At 55.4% G+C, this 17,206-nt stretch carries 16 protein-coding genes; 9 read left to right on the forward strand and 7 right to left on the reverse strand.

Translation table 11 applies throughout. From position 1 onward, the window contains the following. The first annotated feature begins 393 nt into the window (after positions 1-393). Both B9K09_RS02560 and B9K09_RS02565 read left to right on the forward strand, forming a co-directional pair. A complete protein-coding gene (locus B9K09_RS02560) occupies positions 394-846 on the forward strand; it encodes an N-acetyltransferase (protein WP_087515381.1) in 453 nt (150 codons plus the stop codon). Between the two features lie 75 nt (positions 847-921). Further along, positions 922-1,440 carry a glycine cleavage system protein R gene (locus B9K09_RS02565; protein WP_087515382.1) on the forward strand — a complete coding sequence of 173 codons (519 nt, stop codon included), beginning with the start codon at positions 922-924 and terminating at the stop codon, positions 1,438-1,440. Between the two features lie 299 nt (positions 1,441-1,739). On the opposite strand, the gene rarD is transcribed toward B9K09_RS02565, so the two are convergent. From rarD to B9K09_RS02590, 5 genes are all read right to left on the reverse strand, one after another. Then, a complete protein-coding gene (gene rarD, locus B9K09_RS02570) occupies positions 1,740-2,633 on the reverse strand; it encodes an EamA family transporter RarD (RefSeq protein WP_087515383.1) in 894 nt (297 codons plus the stop codon). A gap of 203 nt (positions 2,634-2,836) precedes the next feature. Continuing rightward, positions 2,837-3,811 (reverse strand): serine/threonine protein kinase, encoded by a 975-nt coding sequence (locus tag B9K09_RS02575; RefSeq protein WP_087515384.1) that lies wholly within the window; start codon positions 3,809-3,811, stop codon positions 2,837-2,839. Positions 3,812-4,014: 203 nt separating this feature from the next. Continuing rightward, positions 4,015-5,928 (reverse strand): PhoX family phosphatase, encoded by a 1,914-nt coding sequence (locus tag B9K09_RS02580; RefSeq protein WP_087515385.1) that lies wholly within the window; start codon positions 5,926-5,928, stop codon positions 4,015-4,017. 79 nt (positions 5,929-6,007) lie between these two features. After that, positions 6,008-6,772 carry a TOBE domain-containing protein gene (locus B9K09_RS02585; RefSeq protein ID WP_087515386.1) on the reverse strand — a complete coding sequence of 255 codons (765 nt, stop codon included), beginning with the start codon at positions 6,770-6,772 and terminating at the stop codon, positions 6,008-6,010. Between the two features lie 45 nt (positions 6,773-6,817). Next, positions 6,818-7,567: a ComF family protein gene (locus tag B9K09_RS02590; protein ID WP_087515387.1), complete on the reverse strand. Its 750-nt coding sequence runs from the start codon at positions 7,565-7,567 to the stop codon at positions 6,818-6,820. 173 nt (positions 7,568-7,740) lie between these two features. On the opposite strand from B9K09_RS02590, the gene bioB reads away from it, so the two are divergent. The 7 genes from bioB (at position 7,741) to B9K09_RS02625 (ending at position 14,936) form a co-directional block, all read left to right on the forward strand. Continuing rightward, entirely contained in the window at positions 7,741-8,796 is a 1,056-nt protein-coding gene (bioB, locus tag B9K09_RS02595) for a biotin synthase BioB (RefSeq protein ID WP_087515388.1), read from the forward strand. Positions 8,797-8,890: 94 nt separating this feature from the next. Continuing rightward, positions 8,891-10,063, forward strand: a complete 1,173-nt coding sequence (gene bioF / locus B9K09_RS02600; protein ID WP_087515389.1) for an 8-amino-7-oxononanoate synthase — start codon at positions 8,891-8,893, stop codon at positions 10,061-10,063. After that, positions 10,056-10,787: an alpha/beta fold hydrolase gene (locus B9K09_RS02605; RefSeq protein ID WP_087515390.1), complete on the forward strand. Its 732-nt coding sequence runs from the start codon at positions 10,056-10,058 to the stop codon at positions 10,785-10,787. The genes bioF and B9K09_RS02605 overlap by 8 nt, the downstream gene beginning before the upstream one ends. Continuing rightward, positions 10,780-11,595 (forward strand): malonyl-ACP O-methyltransferase BioC, encoded by an 816-nt coding sequence (bioC, locus tag B9K09_RS02610; protein ID WP_087515391.1) that lies wholly within the window; start codon positions 10,780-10,782, stop codon positions 11,593-11,595. The genes B9K09_RS02605 and bioC overlap by 8 nt, the downstream gene beginning before the upstream one ends. Next, a complete protein-coding gene (bioD, locus tag B9K09_RS02615) occupies positions 11,592-12,281 on the forward strand; it encodes a dethiobiotin synthase (protein WP_087515392.1) in 690 nt (229 codons plus the stop codon). The genes bioC and bioD overlap by 4 nt, the downstream gene beginning before the upstream one ends. Positions 12,282-12,371: 90 nt before the next feature. Further along, positions 12,372-12,656 carry a hypothetical protein gene (locus B9K09_RS02620; protein ID WP_087515393.1) on the forward strand — a complete coding sequence of 95 codons (285 nt, stop codon included), beginning with the start codon at positions 12,372-12,374 and terminating at the stop codon, positions 12,654-12,656. A gap of 474 nt (positions 12,657-13,130) precedes the next feature. After that, positions 13,131-14,936, forward strand: a complete 1,806-nt coding sequence (locus B9K09_RS02625) for a phenylacyl-CoA dehydrogenase (RefSeq protein WP_087515394.1) — start codon at positions 13,131-13,133, stop codon at positions 14,934-14,936. A gap of 255 nt (positions 14,937-15,191) precedes the next feature. Here the strand turns inward: B9K09_RS02625 and rmf are convergent, their stop codons facing one another. Continuing rightward, positions 15,192-15,398: a ribosome modulation factor gene (gene rmf / locus B9K09_RS02630; protein WP_087515395.1), complete on the reverse strand. Its 207-nt coding sequence runs from the start codon at positions 15,396-15,398 to the stop codon at positions 15,192-15,194. 159 nt (positions 15,399-15,557) lie between these two features. Beyond that, positions 15,558-17,153: a glutamate--cysteine ligase gene (gshA, locus tag B9K09_RS02635; protein ID WP_087515396.1), complete on the reverse strand. Its 1,596-nt coding sequence runs from the start codon at positions 17,151-17,153 to the stop codon at positions 15,558-15,560. Positions 17,154-17,206: the final 53 nt, after the last annotated feature.

Raw genomic sequence — 17,206 nt, forward strand, 5'->3', positions numbered from 1 at the left:
GCGCGACCTCGGTCGCTTTTTCACATTTTTTGACTCGCTAGCGCTCGCCCTTCGGGCCAGCCTTTGGCTGCTACTCCCGTTGGTCGTTGCACCTTGTACTATCGTCGCTCGCTACCTTTTTCAGAGGTTCCTTAGGGCTTGGGACTCAGTCTTGTAGTCCAAGTCGCGGCATACTACATCAAGATCTATGGAAAATCAGTGGGGCGCGTCGTTATGCGACCCGAAATCGCTTAGCAGTCACGGCTGGAACATTGTGCATGCAAAACAAAGCGATATTGTTTCATAAAACAGATAAAACGGTACACGATTTGTTGCGCTGATCTTCTTTGCTATTTCCACCGCAGCAAAACGGCAGCCAGCCTATACTTCTGGAAGATACCGGGAACCCAAAACATGCACATTATTCAGGCGACTGCGGGTGATCTCGACCAGCTGAGCCACTTATTTGTTGATTACCTAACTTTTTATCAGGTGGATAAACCGCTCAATGCCGCTCGCGAGTTTCTGGCCGCACGGATTGAACAAGGTAACTCAACTATATTCATCTCTCGCGACGATACCGGTAACGCACAAGGCTTCGTGCAGTTATACCCACTCTACGCCTCGCTGGCCTTGGCACCGATGTGGTTGCTCAGTGATTTATATGTGAATCCGACCGTACGCCGTCAAGGCATTGGCGAAGCGTTGATGAATGCTGCGCGTGATCATGCACAGGCCAGTGGGGCGTGTGGTTTGCAGTTGGAGACCGCGAAGAATAATTACCCGGGACAAGCACTTTATCAGCGACTCGGGTATGTTCGGGATGAAGCGTTTTATACCTACTGGTTGGCTGTGCCTAGCCAGTAGTTGGAACTGCAGCGGCCTGCCTGAATGTGCTGCTTCAATCTCCTTTATAGATGTCACAACAAAGAGAGGCCTGCAATGGATCATCTGGTATTAACCGTTATTGCTCAGGATCAACCAGGGCTGGTTGAACGCGTTGCTCAATGTGTGGCTAATCATGGCGGTAACTGGCTTGAGAGCCGCATGTCACGAATGGCTGGGCAGTTTGCTGGGATACTGCGCGTGGCTGTGCCTGCTGAGTCACACTCCGAGTTGGTAACCGCGCTGCAGGGGCTGAATGCTCACGGCATTCGTGTCCTGCTGGCTGAAAGCGGTGCTGAGCCTTCGTGCAACTGGAAGCCGATCGTGCTCGATCTGGTTGGTAATGACCGTCCTGGTATTGTTCGTGACATCACCCGCTTGCTTACTGAGCTTGGCGTTAACGTTGAGAGCCTGCAAACCGAAGTGATGCCCGCACCGATGAGCAGCGAGCCGATATTTCATGCGGAGTCGATGCTCGCAGTGCCGCTGGAGCTGTCACTGGATGAGCTGAAAGCTCAGTTGGAGACGCTGGCAGATGATTTGATGGTGGAGCTCAATATCAAAACCGACCATTAATCACGCGGGTTTCAACATATCCACGGTCTGTGTGTGCAGGGCTGTGGATAACCTGAGGTTAGTTGGATCACCTGCTAGTGCCGCGTAGCTTTCCGCGATATGGTTAAAAAACCAACAGTTTCAAGCGCTTGTGCACAAAGGCCGGGGATGGTTCTGTGGATAAGTTTGGGATGACTGGCTGCAAGCTACGGCCGACTAGGCTTGCCGCTGGCTGATCATTTTTTGATCAGGTTTTGTGCGCAACTGGGCTGTAAGGGTTTGAGTGCAGGCGATTGGCCGCACCCAAAACCGATAGCGGGCTAGCGAATCTTGGCTCGACGAATGGTCAACCACGCATCGACGCTGTAAATCACCAAACCGGCCCAGATACAGATAAACGCCAGCAGCTTGCTTGAGTCGAAGTGTTCGCCAAACAAGAAGATCGCTTGCAGCAACACCAACGTGGGCGCCAGGTACTGCAGAAATCCCAGGGTGGTGTAGGGCAAATGACGTGCTGCAGCGTTAAAGCACACCAACGGCACCAAGGTGATGGGGCCTGCAACGATCAGCCAGAACGCCTCAGAGGTTGTCCAAAACTCAGGATTACTGCTCACCGCAGTTGGATTGAGCGCAATCCAGGCAATCGCCAGCGGTAACAGAATCCAGGTTTCTACCACCAACCCCGGTAGTGCTTTAACCGGTGCTTGTTTACGGATCAATCCGTAGAAACCGAATGTCAGTGCCAATACCAGCGAAACCCACGGGATGCTGCCGACTTGCCACAGTTGTTGCAGTACACCCACCGCGGCCAAACCCACAGCAATCCATTGCAGGCGGCGCAGGCGTTCGCCAAGAATGAGTAAGCCAAGCAAGACGTTGATCAATGGATTGATGTAATAACCCAGGCTGGCCTCAAGCATGCGTCCATGGTTAACCGCCCAAACGTAAACCAGCCAGTTGCTGGCGATCAATACACCGCTAAAACCCAGCACCGCAAATTGCTTGGGGTTCTCGCGCAGTTCGCGCAGCCAGCCCGGATGCTTCCAGACCAGTAATAACAGCGCACCAAAGATAGCCGACCAGACGGCGCGGTGGACGACAATTTCCAACGCAGGCACTTCGGCGATGGCTTTGAAGTACAGTGGGAACAAGCCCCAGATAATGTAGGCGCTAAGGCCCAGAATATACCCGCGCTGTGGGTTTGCGGTGGACATGGAAATCCTTACTTAGGGTGCTAACGATAGATTCCTGATTCTAGTCGTGTGCAGCGCTATTTGTCTGTGTGCTCAGGTTTTTATTGTCGGCTGCCGGAGTGATAAGCGTAAGACTTTTGTTACATCTGCACTGCACCGATACGCCGCGTCGCGCCTTTTGTTCGGCACGACGTTATGAGTTGTTCCCGCCACTTTCTGGTGACTTAAAACAGCTTGAGCGGCTCTTCATCCAGCGCTGACAATTGTTCGCGCAGCATCAGTATGTGCTCACCCCAATAACGCTCGCTGCCGAACCAAGGGAAGCTGTGCGGGAAGGCCGGGTCATCCCAGCGTCGCGCCAGCCATGCGCTGTAATGCATCAGGCGCAAGGAACGCAGGCCTTCAATCAATGGCAGCTCACGCGGATTAAAATCGTGAAACTCCTGATAACCATCCATTAATTCCGAGAGTTGGCCAAGGCGCTCGTGGCGCTCACCGGCCAGCATCATCCACAGGTCCTGCACGGCCGGGCCCATACGACAGTCGTCGAGATCAACCATGTGAAAGGTTTCATCACGGCACAGCAGGTTGCCGGGGTGACAGTCACCGTGCAGGCGAATCGCGGTGACTGGATTATTGGCGAATAGAGTGTCGAGCCGCTTGAGCAAATCACGGGCAACCGATTCGTAGGCTGGCAGCAGGCTCTTTGGAATAAAGCCACCATCGAGCAAGGTTTTTAGTGATGCGTGGCCGTAGTTCTCGACCTTTAAACTTTCACGATGGGCGAAGGGTTTGGTTGCGCCCACTGCATGTAGCCGACCGAGCAGTTGGCCGAGCCGATACAGCTGGTCGAGATTGCCCGGCTCTGGCGCCCGGCCACCGCGACGCGGAAACAAAGTGAAGCGATAGCCTGCGTGCTCGAAGAGGGTTTCGCCGTCGCGTTGCATAGGCGCAACCACGGGAACATCGCATTCAGCAAGCTCGAAGGTGAAGCTGTGTTCTTCACGAATCGCCGCGTCAGTCCAGCGATCCGGACGGTAGAATTTGGCGATGATCGGCGTCTCATCCTCAATGCCGACTTGATATACCCGATTTTCGTAGCTGTTCAGGGCTAATACCCGCGCATCGCTGAGAAAGCCGATGCTTTCGACGGCGTCGAGAACCAAGTCTTGAGTCAGTGCTGCAAAAGGATGGGACATGAAATCTCCTGCGCGCAGCAGGTCGCCGCGTTCGACCGATCATGGTAACGCAGGTTAAGAGATTTGGGCGGCTGAATCCGCGTTGCGTGGGGGAAGTGTTCAGTTGCGGACAAGCTGCGCGTTGTTGCGGTGAGCGCCACGGCGGATGACAGTGTGATCATCCGTCGTGGCGATTGCAGGTGCAGGCTATTTACCTAGCGAGTCTAGGTGCCGATGATGCCGCCATCTTCACGGGTAATAACCATGACCGACGAGCGCGGTTTACCGTTGGGCAGGTGCTCAGGGAAGGACGAGCCGCCATTTTCGCCCGGATGTTGAATGCCTACAAACATCGTGCGTTGATCCGGCGCGAAGGCGATGCCAGTCACTTCACAGCCCACGGGGCCGACCATAAAGCGACGGATCTCGCCGGTGTCCGGGTCGGCGCAGAGCATCTGGTTATTGCCCATGCCCGCATAGTCACCAGCATTGCTGCTGTCGCCGTCAGTCTGAATCCAGAGACGGCCAGCGTCATCAAAGCTCAGGCCATCCGGGCTGTTGAACATGTTTTGCGGGGTGATGTTTGTTGAGCCAGCGGTAGGTTGGCCGGCGTGCACCACAGGATTACCTGCGACTACAAACAGATCCCAGGTAAAGGCGGTCGAGGCGTGATCGTCATTGGCTTCGCGCCAGCGCAGAATCTGCCCGTAAATGTTGTTCTCACGAGGGTTTGGACCATTCACCGGTTGGTCGGCTTGACCCCGTTTAATGTTGTTGGTCAGGGTGCAATAAACCTGGCCATCTTTAGGACTGACCACCAGCCATTCTGGGCGATCCATTCGAGTTGCAGCCACTGTGCTGGCTGCCAGGCGCGCGTGGATAAGCACCTCGGCTTGGCTGTTGAAGCCATTGCTGGCATCCAGCCCGTTTTTACCAAAGGTCAACTCAACCCAGCGACCATGACCTTTAGGCAGGTTTGGGTTTTTGTCTCCCGCATCGAAGCGCGCAACATAGAGCGTGCCTTGATCAAGGATGTGCTGGTTGTGCTTGACGGCATCCCGACCCTTGCCGCGTTTGATTTTATCCTTGCTGATGAACTTGTAGATGAACTCGCCGCGCTCATCGTCGCCCATGTACACCACCGCGCGACCGTCTTTGGTCTCGGTAAATGCCGCATTCTCGTGCTTGAAGCGGCCCAGCGCAGTGCGTTTGATCGGAGTGGATTGTGGGTCGAATGGATCAATCTCGACGATCCATCCGTGGCGGTTGAACTCGTTGGGGTTCTTGGCCATGTCAAAGCGGGGGGTGTGCAGGTGCCAGTCGTTGCCGTCGCCGGTGATGGAGGCGCCGTAACGCAATTGAGCCTCATCGAACTGTTGCGCCGGGTCAGTGCTGCCGAAGCAATCGTCGAAATTTTCTTCGCAGGTCAGGTAAGTGCCCCAAGGCGTTTTACCGTTGGCGCAGTTCTGGAAGGTGCCGAGAACATGTTTGCCTGTGCGGTCATCTGCGGTTTTCAGCAAGTCGTGGCCTGCAGCTGGTCCACTTACGCTGATTGGCGTGTTGCCGTGAATACGGCGGTTGTATTTTGAACCCTGCACAAATTGCCACTTGCCAGATATTTTTTGCACTTCGATTACCGATAAACCTTCACTGGCCAGCGCCTTGTGAACTTCCTCGGAGGATTTCGGCAAGCCGCCGTGTTCGAGCAAATAGCGGTAGTTGGTGTATTCGTTGTTGATTGCCATCAGCGCGCGGTTTTCATCGTCGGCGAAAGGGAAGAAACTCATGCCGTCGTTGTTGTCACCGAACTGTACTTCGTGAGCGGCCGCTGAATCTTTGCTGGTTGGATCGAATGCCGGGCCGTTAGCTAATAAAGGCTGGCCCCAACTGATCAGCACCGATGATTTGTATCCGGCCGGCAGAGTGATCGTGTCTGCGGTCGAGATTGCAATGCTGTCAAAGCCGAGCAGGGTGCTGTTTGCACTGCCGACGCTGGCGGCTAGCACGCTGCGGCTGAGCAGGTTGCCGCCCAGGAACATGGCGGCGCCGCACAAGGCACCCGCGCTGATAAAACGGCGGCGGCTGATGCCGCTCATTTGTTCTAGATCGGTTAATTGGTTGTCTTCTAAACGCTTCATCACAGTAAGGCTCCGTGCCAAGAATGGCTGTACCTTAATCAGCGACTATGACGAAATTGTTGCAAGCAGGGTGATTGCCTTAAATTGGTGTACCAAGCAGAACTTGAGTTGGTGAACACTGCACACGCACAGCGCTGCCAATCGCCAATTGCAACTCCTCGAGCTGTGTCGGCTGGGCCAGTGCGCATAAAGTTTGACCGCTTGGCAGAGTGATTTTGACTTCAGTCGGGCTGTCCGGCGCGCTCAGCAGTTCTTCTATCCGACCCTGCATGCAGTTATATCCGGGCGTTTCGGGCTGTTGCAGCGATTGCAGTTCCAGCCAGCCCGCCTTGATTAAAGCAATCACCTGGCTACCGACTGCCAGCTCAAGGGTTTGTGTGCTGTCGTGGGTGATCTGCGCCGTCAAATATTGGCCGCCTGCCAGTTCGAGGCGTATCTCGTCGTTGCGGCCCTGGCTGTCGATTGCCACGACCTGACCATGCAACTGGTTGCGTGCGCTGGTGCGCATCATCAGGCGGCTTAGTAAGTCCAGATCACCGATATCTTCAGCGGCTTCCAGCACCTGAGCTTGCAGTGCTTGTAAGCGTTGGTACAGGCGTAGAACGCGTTCGCCCTCAAGCGATAACCGTGCGCCGCCGCCGCCCTTACCGCCAACGCTGCGTTCAACCAATGGCTTTTGCGCCAGATTGTTCAGTTCATCAATCGCATCCCAAGCTGACTTGTAGCTGAGACCAGCGCTTTTGGCGGCGCGGGTGATCGAGCCTTGCTCAGAAATATGCTGGAGCAGGGCGATGCGCTGCGGGCGGCGAGCAATGTATTGGGCGAGCACGGAGGTCAGCGACATAGGGGGTTGACGTGTGAGAAGAAGGTTTCAACGGTGGCTATTTGCTCAATACAAGTCAAGCAGGGTTCCGGGTTTTGGGGTACGCGCCAAGCAATAAATCTCAACCCGCGCTGCACCTGCCTTTAATAACAGCCGACTCAAAATTTGCGCCGTGGCACCGGTGGTCAATACGTCATCCACCAGCGCGAGGTGCAGTCCTTGAACCTGCGTTTCTGGCGCGACTAAAAATGCTTTGCGCAGATTCTTTTTACGGGTGGCGGCGTCCAATCCTTGCTGTGCTGGTGCCTCGATGATGCGGGTTAACCCGTGGTTTAACACAGGAATGTGCAGGTGATTGCTTAAACTTGCGGCAAGCATTTGTGCCTGGTTAAAACCGCGTTGACGCTGACGCTGCGGGGTCAACGGAACAGGCAAAAGCAAGTCGGGACGGGCCAAGCCATCATCAAAGTTGTGCTGCACATAATCGCCCAGCAAGTCGCCGAGCAATCGTCCCAATGGCCACTGAGCGTGGTGTTTGAAACGGTTGATCATACTGTCGATCGGAAAGCTATAACTCCAGGGTGCGACAACTTTGTCGAACACCGGCGGATGTTTTTGGCACTCGCCACAAATCAACCCAGCGCCGTGCATGGGCAATGCACAGACACTGCAATGCTCGCGCAACCACGGCAGCTCGCTCTCGCAATCGGTGCAGATCGGCAGACGCTTGCTTTCAGTGGTTTCATCACAGAGCAAACACTTCAAGCAGGGTTGAAGAGCTTCGAGCTGATGTTTCAACCTTTGCCAAATAGCCAAAACACTCTTCCTTGAGATTGATATGGTCTGGTTAATATTTGATCAGTTGTCAACCTGTGTCTTGCGTCGGGTTGACAGCGTCGAAACACAACTTATGATGCCTTAAGCCTGATTCGCGGCGCTTGGCCCGCAACCCTGACAACAGACGCAGTTGAGCGTCGAAGGAACTCTTCATGAATGCCACCGCATCCATCGCAACTCGCCACGACTGGTCGCTAGCCGAAGTTAAGGCACTGTTCGAGCAGCCGTTCAACGACTTGCTGTTCAATGCGCAGACTGTGCACCGCGCGCATTTCGATCAAAATCGGGTGCAGGTCTCTACGTTGTTGTCGATCAAAACCGGCGCCTGCCCGGAAGATTGCAAATATTGCCCACAGTCCGGCCACTACAACACCGGGCTTGAGAAAGAGAAACTGCTGGAAGTTCAGAAAGTCCTGCAAGCGGCCGCTGATGCCAAAGCCATCGGCTCAACCCGCTTCTGCATGGGCGCGGCGTGGAAGCATCCATCAGCCAAAGACATGCCCTACGTGCTGGAAATGGTCAAAGGCGTGAAAGCGCTGGGCCTGGAAACCTGCATGACTCTGGGCAAGCTCGACAAAGATCAAACGGCATCGCTGGCCGAGGCCGGGCTGGATTACTACAACCACAACCTCGATACCTCGCCAGAGTTCTACGGCAATATCATCACTACCCGCACTTATGCTGACCGTTTAGAGACGCTGTCGCATGTGCGTGATGCCGGGATGAAAATTTGTTCGGGCGGCATTCTGGGGCTGGGCGAGTCGTTGGACGATCGCGCAGGGTTATTGATCCAGCTGGCAAATTTGCCGGAGCATCCTGAGTCAGTGCCCATCAACATGCTGGTCAAGGTTAAAGGCACGCCGCTGGAGAATGAAAAGGACGTCGATCCGTTCGACTTTATCCGCACCCTCGCCGTTGCACGGATCATGATGCCTAAATCCCACGTGCGCTTGTCGGCAGGGCGTGAGGCGATGAATGATCAAATGCAAGCACTGGCCTTCTTTGCGGGTGCCAACTCGATTTTCTATGGCGAGAAATTGCTGACCACAATCAATCCGCAAGCGAACAAAGACATGGAGTTGTTTGCGCGTTTGGGCATCAAGCCAGAAGAGCGCGAAGAGCACGCCGATGAAGTGCATCAAGCCGCCATCGAGCAAGCACTGGTCGAACAGAAAAGCAGTGAGCAGTTTTACAACGCTGCGGTTTGATTTGTTCTCTGGCAGCCGCTGGCTGTCATCTTGATCAGCACCCTGAAGTTTGGCTGTGTGTCAGGCTTCAGCGGCTGCGCAACGGGTGATTTCCATGTCTTTTGATCTCGCGAGTCGTTTGGCTGAGCGCCGCGCTGCACAGCTATATCGTCAGCGCCCTCTGCTTGAGTCGCCGCAAGGCCCGCAGGTTGTGGTGGACGGTCGCGAGCTGCTTGCATTCTGTTCCAATGATTACTTGGGTTTGGCTAATCATCCGCAGGTGATTGAAGCCTGGCAGGCTGGCGCTTCCCGTTGGGGCGTCGGCGGCGGAGCTTCGCATTTGGTTATCGGTCACAGCACGCCGCATCATCAGTTGGAAGAGGCGCTTGCCGAGTTCACCGGGCGCCCGCGTGCACTGCTGTTCAGCACTGGTTACATGGCTAACCTCGGTGCGGTGACCGCTTTGGTCGGGCCGGGCGATACGGTGCTCGAAGACCGCCTCAACCATGCCTCTCTGCTCGATGCCGGTTTGCTGAGTAATGCACGATTCTCGCGGTATCTGCATAACGATACCGGCAGCCTCGCCAGCCGCTTGAGCAAAGCCGTGGGTAATACCTTGGTGGTGACCGATGGCGTGTTCAGCATGGATGGCGATCAGGCAGATTTGCCAGCCTTGTGCGCCGAGGCGAAATCACACAACGCCTGGGTCATGGTTGATGATGCTCACGGTTTTGGCCCGTTGGGGGCAACCGGTGGCGGTATTGTCGAGCAGCAAGGTCTGGGCATTGATGATGTGCAGGTGTTGGTCGGCACGCTAGGCAAGGCTTTCGGCACGTCCGGGGCGTTTGTGGCCGGCAGCGAAGAGTTGATTGAGGCGCTGGTGCAATTCGCTCGTCCCTACATCTACACCACCAGCCAGCCGCCTGCGCTGGCCTGCGCCACCCTGAAAAGTCTTGAGCTGTTGCGCAGCGAGCATTGGCGCCGGGAGCATCTCAATGCGCTGATCAAGCAATTCCGTGAAGGCGCACAAGCCCTTGGCTTGCAGTTGATGGACAGCTCAACACCGATTCAGCCTATCGTTATTGGTGACAGTGGCCGCGCCATGCGCGTGTCCCTGATGTTGCGTGAGCGCGGCATTCTGGTTACTGCGATACGCCCGCCAACGGTGCCTGCCGGTAGCGCCCGCTTGCGGGTTACCTTGTCGGCGGCGCATAGCACCGCTCAGGTGGATTTATTACTTGCTGCGCTGGCCGAGTGTGGCGCGGGTGAGGAGCAACTAAATGCGTAATCGCTTGGTGTTATTACCGGGTTGGGGTCTAGGTACTGCGCCGCTTGAACCGCTGGCAGAAGCATTGCGTGGGCTTGATCCGCATTTGCATGTGCAGGTTGAGCCGCTGCCTTTATTGGTCAGCAGCGAACTTGATGAATGGCTGGATGAACTCGACGCCAATTTGCCAGAAGATGCATGGCTCGCTGGTTGGTCGCTGGGTGGCATGCTGGCAGCTGAGTTGGCGGCTCGACGTGCCGAAAAATGTCCAGGGTTGGTTACCCTGGCCAGCAATGCGAGTTTTGTCGCCAGCACTGACTGGCCCCATGCAATGGCCGAAGAGGCTTTTGATCTGTTTCGCCAGGGCTGCGCCCAGAATCCAACGATAACCCTTAAACGCTTTGCCTCTTTGTGCGCGCAAGGTGCCGCCGATCAACGTGGCATGGCGCGCTTGATGTTGGGCGGTGCTCCACATGAAAGCGGGGAGCTGCTGCTCGCCAGCCTGGATTTGCTTGCCAGTCTGGACACTCGTGAAGCATTGCAGGGTTTTGTAGGCCCGCAATTGCATCTGTATGCCGGTCAGGACTCATTGGTTCCCGCTGAGGTGGCTGGAGATATCTTGGCGCTGTTGGGTGATGTTGAAGTGGGCTTGATTGATCAAGCCAGCCACGCGTTTTCACTTGAATACCCGCACGAGCTTGCCGCCGCGATTCAAGGGTTTTTGCACGAGGCAGGCGATGATTGATTTGGCTGATGAACCGCATTCGAGCTTGCCGGACAAACGTCAGGTGGCCGCATCGTTTTCCCGTGCCGCGGCCAGTTATGACAGTGTCGCCGCGTTGCAGCGTGCTGTTGGCAACCAGCTATTACAGCGACTGCCAGCAAACGTTTCACCTCAGCGCTGGCTCGATCTGGGTAGCGGTACAGGTTACTTCAGCCGAGCATTAGCCAGTCGCTTTGGTGATGCACAAGGTATTGCTCTGGATATCGCCGAAGGTATGTTGCAGCACGCCCGTCCGCTGGGAGGCGCCGAGCAGTTTATTGCCGGTGATGCTGAGCGTTTGCCATTGCGGGCTGAATCTTGTGAGCTGATTTTTTCCAGCCTTGCCCTGCAATGGTGTGAATCCTTTGGTTCGGTATTGGCCGAGGCTCAGCGAGTACTGCGTCCGGGCGGGATGCTGGCGTTCAGCAGCTTGTGTGTCGGTACCTTGCAAGAGTTGCGCGAGAGTTGGCGGGTGGTGGATGGTTTTGTTCACGTTAACCGTTTCCGCCACTTTGAAGATTATCAAGCGCTGTGCGCCGCCAGTGGCTTAGATGTGGTGGCACTGGATACCCAGCCAGAAGTTTTGTATTACCCCGACTTGCGCAGCCTGACACATGAACTGAAAGCCCTTGGTGCGCACAATCTAAATTCAGGCAGGCCAAGCGGTTTGACCGGGCGAGCACGCATGCTTGCGCTGGTTGAAGCCTATGAGCGTGAGCGCCAAGTGCAGGGGCTGCCTGCAACCTATCAAGTTGTATACGGTGTTTTGCAGAAAAGGATGAACCCATGAGCAACGCTTTCTTCATCACGGGTACTGATACCGAGATCGGTAAGACCACCATTGCTGCTGGCCTGCTTTATGCGGCGAGAGAAGCGGGAATGTCGACTGCTGCGGCAAAGCCGGTTGCATCGGGTTGCGCGAAAAGTGCAGAGGGGCTGCGCAATGAAGATGCGCTGGCGCTACTTGAGCAGTGCTCAGTCGCGCTGACGTATGAAGAGGTCAACCCGCTGGCGTTTGCGCCCGCGATAGCACCGCACTTGGCTGCACGTGAGGCAGGCGTGGTGCTGAATGTAGAGAGGCTGCAGGAAGCTGTGCAGGGCGTGCTGGATAAAACCGCTGATTTCACGGTGGTTGAAGGCGCAGGCGGCTGGCGCGTCCCACTGTCGGGCCAGGCGTCGATTTCTGATCTGGTGGTGAATTTGAAACTGCCGGTAATAATGGTGGTTGGCGTGCGCCTGGGCTGTATCAACCATGCGGTTCTCACTGCGGAAGCAATTGCCGCAGATGGCTTGGAGCTGGTCGGTTGGGTGGCCAACGTCGTTGATCCAAAGACCTCGCGTCTGGAGGAGAACCTGGCCACTCTGGCTGAGCGCTTGCCTGCGCCATGCCTTGGCTATGTGCCGCGATTGAAGTCAGCAACCGCAGCTGCGGTTGCTGCTTGTCTGGATATCAGTTTGCTGGGCATTGATGTTTGATTGCGGTGATATGGCAAAAAGCTATTATCGAATTGCAGGCATTTCTGTTTTAATACAGGCCTTGTGCAACCCTGAACTGGAGCGAAATAGATGAATGCCATATCGGGCAGCGCCTTTAACGCCGGTCTCGCGACAATCCAGTCGGGGCAGCAACGTGTCGATCAAGCCGCTCAAGGCATTGCCAGTGGCGCGGTAACTCAGCCAGCCCGTACAGAGCAACAAGCTGAGGCGGCAAATGCCACACAAGCTGGGATGCCTGAAATCACCAGCAACCTGATTGAGTTGCGCCTTGGCCAGTATCAAGCCCAGGCCGGTGCGCGCGTACTCGAGACCGCAGACGCTGTACTTGGCACGTTGATCGATACCCGCGCCTGACCCCCGTCATCACTCCTCAGCTTCACTGCTAAACCCCAATTACTCCAAATTCTGCATCGCTGCAGCGCAATGTCTTTTGCGTTGTCTCCCAGCTATTGCCTGCAATATTTATGCGTCTTACTACTGCTCTGTAGCGCTATTTATTGAAGGATAAAGGCCGTGTGGACCGGTTAGCTGGCGCCTTTGCCGCTGGGTATGATTTAGACCGGCGGTATAGCGCCGTCTGATTTCAAGGTGTTTCCGCTGATCACTAATAATTGAGGAATGGCTCAAGCATCAGGCTTTGAGCGGATGGCAAAGCTGCTCATACCGTTTGTCGAGGGTTCAAAGCACGCTTGACAATGAGTAGGCGTAAACGTATGTTTCAAACACCTGTTTGATTGTTGTCTTGCGGCAACCTTCAAACATTCGGGATTTACCCGATTCAAACAACTATTCGGTCACCCATACCGACCACCGCAGAGGTTATTAGCTATGCCTGATTACAAGGCCCCCTTGCGTGATATTCGTTTCGTACGTGACGAACTGCTCGGCTACGAAGCGCATTATCAGAGCCTGCCTGGCTGCGAAGATGCAACGCCAGACATGGTCAGTGCCATTCTTGAAGAAGGCGCCAAGTTTTGTGAGCAGGTGCTGTCTCCGTTGAACCGTGTGGGTGACATCGAAGGCTGCACCTGGAGCGAAGACGGCGTTAAGACGCCGACTGGCTTTAAAGAAGCCTACAAGCAGTACGTCGAAGGCGGCTGGCCAAGCCTGTCTCACGACGTCGACCACGGCGGTCAAGGCCTGCCTGAGTCGCTGGGTCTTGCCATCAGTGAAATGATCGGCACCTCCAACTGGTCGTGGGGCATGTACCCAGGTTTGTCGCACGGCGCGATGAACACCATCTCTGAGCACGGCACAGAAGAGCAACAGCACACTTACCTGACCAAGCTGGTTACGGGTGAGTGGACTGGCACCATGTGTTTGACCGAACCACATTGTGGTACTGACCTTGGCATGCTGCGCACCAAGGCTGAGCCACAGGCTGACGGTTCTTACAAAGTTTCCGGCACCAAGATTTTCATCTCGGCTGGTGAACACGACATGGCCGATAACATCGTCCACATCGTGCTTGCACGTCTTCCAGATGCCCCAGCAGGGACTAAAGGTATTTCGCTGTTCATCGTGCCTAAGTTCATGCCGAACGCTGACGGCGGCATCGGTGAGCGCAACGCAGTGAGCTGTGGCTCGCTGGAGCACAAGATGGGCATCCACGGTAACGCGACCTGTGTGATGAACTTCGATGGCGCTACCGGTTACCTGATCGGCCCAGCCAATAAAGGCCTGAACTGCATGTTCACCTTTATGAACACTGCGCGTCTGGGCACTGCTCTGCAGGGCTTAGCTCACGCTGAAGCAGGTTTCCAGGGCGGTCTTAAGTACGCTCGTGAACGCTTGCAGATGCGCGCACTGACTGGCCCGAAAGCACCGGACAAAGCGGCTGACCCGATCATCGTTCACCCTGACGTACGTCGCATGTTGTTGACCATGAAAGCGTTCGCTGAAGGCAATCGCGCAATGGTTTACTTCACTGCCAAGCAGGTCGATATCGTCAAATACAGCCAGGACGCTGAAGAGAAGAAGCAAGCCGACGCACTGCTGGCCTTCCTGACGCCGATTGCCAAAGCATTTATGACCGAAGTTGGCTTCGAAGCGGCTAACCACGGCGTGCAGATTTACGGTGGCCACGGCTTTATCGCCGAGTGGGGCATGGAGCAGAACGTTCGCGACAGCCGTATTTCGATGTTGTACGAAGGCACCACCGGTATTCAGGCGCTCGATCTGCTGGGTCGTAAAATCCTGATGACTCAGGGCGAAGCACTCAAAGGCTTCACCAAGATCGTGCACAAGTTCTGCCAGGCTAACGAAGGCAACGAAGCAATTTCTGAGTTCGTTGCGCCGCTGGCCAAGCTGAACAAAGAGTGGGCTGATGTGACCATGAAGGTCGGCATGGCTGCGATGAAAGATCGTGAAGAAGTTGGCGCGGCATCGGTTGATTATCTGATGTACAGCGGTTACGCCTGCCTGGCTTACTTCTGGGCTGATATCGCTCGTCTGGCAGCTGAGAAGCTGGCCGCTGGCACCAGCGAAGAAGCTTTCTACAAGGCCAAGTTGCAGACTGCGCGCTTCTACTTCGCACGTATTCTGCCGCGTACTCGCACTCACGTAGAAACAATGCTGTCGGGCGCTAACAACCTGATGGATATGGATGAAGAGAACTTTGCCCTGGGTTACTAAGTAGCCCGGACGCTAGCGTTCGACATTCATAGCGCCGCTTGAGTCTTTGGATTCTCCGGCGTGGTCACCAAAACACCCTGCGCGGGCTTCGCCTTCGCAGGGTGTTTTGTTTTTGTGGATCATCAGCGGATTGGGCGTGCGAAAGCTTAATTGCGAGGCGCGCAGTATTCGAGGCAGGAAGCTTTTTTAGCTGGCGCTGCGGCCGAGCTGTGAAGGTGCGCAGGAATGGGGCAGGGGCTACATCTACTCGCGTAGTTATGCAGATTCTCGTTTAACCAAATCATACTGCTCGTGGCCATCATCCCAACCCGCTTCCCAGGCCGCACTGAGTACTTCAGCTGTTTGCTTGAGCGGGGCCTTGGGTTGCCCGGTTAGACCAACCATATAGCCTTGTTGGTAGGCCTTGTTGAGATTTTCAAGGCTCCAATCCTGATGTTGTTCGGTCTGCGAGTCTGCCGCCATGAGAATTGCTCAATTAATTCGACTAGTGCCTATGCTAGCTGGGTTGAGCACCTATGACTGAGCCGCTGGTCTCGCCTTTTACTCCGCTGGTTGTTTTTGTGACGTGGGCCTCCATCTGCTGGCAGCTCTGTTTGCGCAGCAGATGACCTAGTTAATTGCTCAGCTTGATAGTGGCTGGTCGTGACCAAGAATGCTGGCTTGGTAGGCGGAGACAAACGTATCGAAGTCGCCTTGTTGATGACTTTCAATCTCTGCCTGCTCACGCAAAGACTCTGCGCTTGCCTGCTCAAGAGCTGCATTTTGCTCAGCACTTAATGGCTGGCTCTTGAAGTAGTCGGCGTGCAGCTTGCTTTGGCGCAGTGAGAACTGGGCAAAGCTTTCGCCTTGTTGCAGTTGCTCCAGCACTTGCGCGGATGGCGTCAGGCTGACATCGGCAACTTTTTCACGTTGAGCTTGCAGGGCTTGGCTGTGCTCAACACCGCCATTGCTGCGGTCGAGCAGGTCGGCCATTTGCTGGATTTCGTCTAGCAGTTCATCGGCCCAGGTCTTGAGTTCGACTTGCTTGTCTGCGCGCTGCAAATGCAGGCCAGGACGGCGACCTTCCTTGACCACTTTAAGGAAGTTTTCAGTGCAGGCCATGCATTCGTCACTTTCAAGTGCCGGGCTTTCCTGTAGCGCGCAGTAAAGCAAAAACGCATCGAGGAACTGTGCTTGCTTAAGGTCGATACCCATCGGTAAGAACGGGTTGATATCCAGGCAGCGTACTTCGATGTACTGCACGCCACGGGCAACCAGTGCCTGAATGGGCCGCTCGCCGCTGTAGGTCACACGCTTAGGGCGAATGCTTGAGTAGTACTCGTTTTCAATCTGCAGAATGTTGGTGTTGAGCTGCAGCCAGTCGCCATTGGCGCTGCGGGTGCCGATTTCAACGTAGGGCAGATAAGGTGTGCCAACCGCTTGGCGCAGGCTGTCAGTGTAGCTGGCAAGGTCGTTGTAGCAGGGGGTTAGCTCTGCTTGGGCGTTGCTTTGATAGCCCAGGTCGCTCATGCGTAAGCTGGTTGCGTAAGGCAGATACAGGGTGTCGGCATCGAGTTGCTGGAGCTTGTGTGCGCTGCCCCGCATAAAGCCAATGTCCAGCGCCGGAGAGGCGCCGAACAGATACATCAATAGCCAGCTGTAGCGGCGGAAATTGCGGATCATCGCGATGTAGCTGACTGACTGATAATCGCGCGCGCAGCGGTTGTTGGGGTCGAGGCTTTGCAGCAGCGGCCAAAGTTGATCCGGCAAGGAGAAGTTGTAGTGAATGCCGGCAATGCATTGCATGGTCTTGCCGTAGCGCAGGGCGAGGCCCTGACGATAAACATACTTAAGCTTGCCGATATGCGAGTCGCCATATTGAGCGATTGGGATGACATCCTCCGCCGGTAATGCGCAGGGCATTGACGGGCTCCACAGGTACTCGTCTTCCAGCTTGCTATAGGTGTAGCGATGAGTTTGTTCCAGGTTCGCTAAGGTGCTTGCCGGATTTGCTTCTGCCGGGGTGATGAACTCCAGCAGCGCTTCGGAATAATCGGTGGTGATCTGCGGGTGCGTCAACGCAGAGCCCAGCGCTTTGGGGTGTGGCGTCAGTGCCAGCTGACCGTCGCTATCAACCCGCAGGCATTCGCGTTCGATGCCATGCAGGCACTGAGTGAGCAGCGAGAGGTGGTTTGGCTCGCCAAGCAGTGCCACGCGGCGGGATAACAAATTGCTCAAAGTCGAATTCCTTCACCCATCAGTCGAGCCAATATGGGGGCACACTGAACAGT

Origin of the sequence: Pseudomonas sp. M30-35 (assembly GCF_002163625.1) — a bacterium.
Taxonomy (GTDB): Bacteria; Pseudomonadota; Gammaproteobacteria; order Pseudomonadales; family Pseudomonadaceae; genus Aquipseudomonas.

Coding starts and splice junctions, on each gene's coding strand:
- B9K09_RS02620 (WP_087515393.1), top strand. CDS start 12,372: ATGAATGCCATATCGGGCAGCGCCTTTAACGCCGGTCTCGCGACAATC.
- bioB (WP_087515388.1), top strand. CDS start 7,741: ATGAATGCCACCGCATCCATCGCAACTCGCCACGACTGGTCGCTAGCC.
- B9K09_RS02585 (WP_087515386.1), bottom strand. CDS start 6,772: ATGTCGCTGACCTCCGTGCTCGCCCAATACATTGCTCGCCGCCCGCAG.
- B9K09_RS02560 (WP_087515381.1), top strand. CDS start 394: ATGCACATTATTCAGGCGACTGCGGGTGATCTCGACCAGCTGAGCCAC.
- rarD (WP_087515383.1), bottom strand. CDS start 2,633: ATGTCCACCGCAAACCCACAGCGCGGGTATATTCTGGGCCTTAGCGCC.
- B9K09_RS02605 (WP_087515390.1), top strand. CDS start 10,056: ATGCGTAATCGCTTGGTGTTATTACCGGGTTGGGGTCTAGGTACTGCG.
- bioD (WP_087515392.1), top strand. CDS start 11,592: ATGAGCAACGCTTTCTTCATCACGGGTACTGATACCGAGATCGGTAAG.
- bioF (WP_087515389.1), top strand. CDS start 8,891: ATGTCTTTTGATCTCGCGAGTCGTTTGGCTGAGCGCCGCGCTGCACAG.
- rmf (WP_087515395.1), bottom strand. CDS start 15,398: ATGGCGGCAGACTCGCAGACCGAACAACATCAGGATTGGAGCCTTGAA.
- B9K09_RS02625 (WP_087515394.1), top strand. CDS start 13,131: ATGCCTGATTACAAGGCCCCCTTGCGTGATATTCGTTTCGTACGTGAC.
- bioC (WP_087515391.1), top strand. CDS start 10,780: ATGATTGATTTGGCTGATGAACCGCATTCGAGCTTGCCGGACAAACGT.
- B9K09_RS02580 (WP_087515385.1), bottom strand. CDS start 5,928: ATGAAGCGTTTAGAAGACAACCAATTAACCGATCTAGAACAAATGAGC.
- B9K09_RS02575 (WP_087515384.1), bottom strand. CDS start 3,811: ATGTCCCATCCTTTTGCAGCACTGACTCAAGACTTGGTTCTCGACGCC.
- B9K09_RS02565 (WP_087515382.1), top strand. CDS start 922: ATGGATCATCTGGTATTAACCGTTATTGCTCAGGATCAACCAGGGCTG.